The 2,703-nt window shown below is 43.2% G+C and carries 3 protein-coding genes; all 3 read left to right on the forward strand.

The genetic code is table 11. The features are described 5' to 3' along the window. The coding region (locus DXC01_RS20230; RefSeq protein WP_158583659.1) for a hypothetical protein at positions 1 to 489 on the forward strand (489 nt) is incomplete at its 5' end. Positions 490 to 616: 127 nt separating this feature from the next. Then, a complete protein-coding gene (locus tag DXC01_RS19830; protein WP_022213266.1) occupies positions 617 to 1,069 on the forward strand; it encodes a MarR family winged helix-turn-helix transcriptional regulator in 453 nt (150 codons plus the stop codon). Continuing rightward, positions 1,059 to 2,402: an MATE family efflux transporter gene (locus tag DXC01_RS19835; RefSeq protein WP_118699686.1), complete on the forward strand. Its 1,344-nt coding sequence runs from the start codon at positions 1,059 to 1,061 to the stop codon at positions 2,400 to 2,402. Before DXC01_RS19830 ends, DXC01_RS19835 begins: the two co-directional genes overlap by 11 nt. The last annotated feature ends 301 nt before the right edge of the window (positions 2,403 to 2,703 follow it).

Here is a 2,703-nt window from a genome sequence, read left to right on the forward strand (position 1 = left end):
CCGCACGTCCGGAATTCTGTGAGGGATACATTCGGTAACGGATGTATCTACTCGACCGAACAACAGGCTGACGAGTCAGTTCCTGAGAAATTACACAAATTTCGCTATATGTGTGTGATCTGGCAGGAGTATAAAGCGACTCAGAACAAGATTAACAAGATACAGTCTGCGGAAGACCTTTCAGAATTCAGAAAGGTTTCTGAAGAAATGGTGGAATCCATTTACGGAAATGCACCAGATGAAATAAAAGAGATATACAAGAAAATATTGTGGTCATTACTAATGAAATTAAAGGTACCAAACGAGGAAACCAGTAATATCATAGGCGAGATTGGAGGTCGTGGTATGGGATATCTGTTTGAGAATATGGATGAAATGGACATACAGGCTGAAAGAAGAAATACTGCAAGAGAAAAAAAGCGCGCAGATGCACTCGAAGAGGAAGTTAAGCGTCTCAGGAAGCTGTTAGAAATTCAGGGACAGAAGTGATGGTAAAGCGATATTTTTTTGCTATAGTTCTGAAAAATTTTTGCCCAATAGTTCTTGACAAATCCTCAAATCCCTATATAATTATCAAAGGTAATTAACAAAGATAACTATATAGGGAGAATGCAACATGACCAATAAGAAGATCAAGGAGATGCTTGATGCATGTTATCAGGCGAAGCGGATCAGGGAGATGCTACCGCCGCTGCCTCAGGGTGTGATGCCGTCTTATATTCAGTATCTGGATGTGATCCAGTCGCTGGAGAAACGGGATGTTCATGTAAAAGTATCTGATATCAGTGATGAGCTGAACATTCCGCGCCCGGGAGTGACCAGAACGGTTAAGGAGATGGAGAAAAAAGGCTATCTCAGCAAGATCGCATCCCCGGATGATGGACGTGTCACTTACATATCCGTCACAGAAGAAGGATGGAAGCTTTTTCATAAGTATGATGAACATTACTTCGGCGAGCTGTCTGCGGATCTGAGCGATATTTCAGAAGAAGATGCAGACTGTATGATCCGTACCATCGAGAAATTTTACCAGATCATGTGCGAGAGGAGGACTCATTATGACAAATGATAAAGCAGATTTTACGCAGGGAAGTATTTTGAAAAAACTGGTCGCCTTTATGATGCCCGTTCTTGGCGCATTGATCCTGCAGGCGGCGTATGGTGCTGTTGACCTTCTGGTAGTAGGAAGATTTGGTTCAACATCCGGACTTTCTGCAGTTTCAACAGGAAGCCAGGTGCTCAATCTGGTTACTTTCGTAGTAATCCAGTTTGCAATGGGTATTACAGTTCTGATCGCCCGGTACTTAGGCGAAAAGAGACCAGAACGAATCGGTGCAGTCATTGGTGGAGCTGCAATTGTGTTTACCATGATCTCCATTGGACTTTTTGTTGTAATGGTATGTTTTGCACGTCCGATTTCCGTGCTGATGCAGGCACCAGTGGAAGCCGTTGACCTGACATCCAGTTATGTACGGATCTGTGGAAGTGGTATCTTTTTTATTGTAGCTTATAACCTTTTGTCCGCAATCTTCCGTGGACTGGGAGACAGTAATTCACCACTTCTGTTTGTTCTGGTAGCATGTATCGTTAACGTGATCGGTGACCTGGTATTGGTCGCAGGACTTCACATGGATGCAGCAGGTGCGGCAATTGCAACGGTGACTGCACAGGCACTCAGCGTTGTGTTTGCGGTCATCCTTCTGATAAAAAAAGATCTTCCATTTAAGATCACAAAGAAAGATTTCCGCCTGAATCCACAGTGCAAAAAATTCCTCAAGATCGGTCTTCCATTGGCGCTTCAGGAATTTCTGACCCAGGTTTCTTTTCTGGCACTCTGTGCGTTTGTCAATCGACTCGGACTGGAGGCTTCTTCCGGTTACGGCGTTGCCTGCAAGATCGTAAACTTTGCGATGCTGGTACCAAGTGCGCTGATGCAGTCCATGGCGTCTTTCGTTTCCCAGAATGTAGGGGCGGGCAAGACAAAACGTGCAAAACAGTCCATGTTTACAGGAATCGGCGTAGGACTGGCTGTCGGCTGCCTGGTGTTCCTTCTTGTTATGTTTAAGGGAGATATGCTGGCAGGATTTTTCTCAATCGATGCAGCTGTTATCCGGAATGGATATGATTATCTGAAAGGATTTGCACCGGAAACGATCGTGACAGCGATCATGTTCAGTATGGTCGGTTATTTCAATGGAAACAACAAAACAGTCTGGGTTATGGCCCAGGGTCTGATTCAGACACTTCTGGTGCGTCTGCCGCTGGCATATTTTATGAGTATCCAGCCAAATGCAAGCCTGACAAAGATCGGACTGGCTGCACCGGTCGCAACAGTAACAGGAATCATTTTGAATGTAGGATTCTTTATTTATCTGAATCGTAAGGAACAAAAATCAGCGTAACAAAAAATCTCTGACGGGTATGACAGCCTGGCAGAGATTTTTTTGTAGAAGTAAATGCTAAAACTATAAATGAGCAAGTTCGTGATTTTGCATAAAAGAAAGACACCTAGATTCCATGTGTTGTATAATGAAAGTGACGAAACAAACATTTGCAACATTCACAAGAAAGAAGGTGCCTCTCGCAAATACTATACATCATTCGTCATTCATATACAACCAGTTTAAGAAATTAAATTTATGCAAATTCTATTCGAACCGGGTCATAAATCATCTTATGAGTATCCTGATCAGCATTTTTATC

It is taken from the genome of Blautia sp. OM07-19 (assembly GCF_003481595.1).
Taxonomy (GTDB): Bacteria; Bacillota; Clostridia; order Lachnospirales; family Lachnospiraceae; genus Blautia_A; species Blautia_A intestinihominis.

Excerpts from the sequence above, each read along its gene's own strand:
- DXC01_RS19830 (WP_022213266.1), top strand. The coding sequence starts at position 617 with ATGACCAATAAGAAGATCAAGGAGATGCTTGATGCATGTTATCAGGCG.
- DXC01_RS19835 (WP_118699686.1), top strand. The coding sequence starts at position 1,059 with ATGACAAATGATAAAGCAGATTTTACGCAGGGAAGTATTTTGAAAAAA.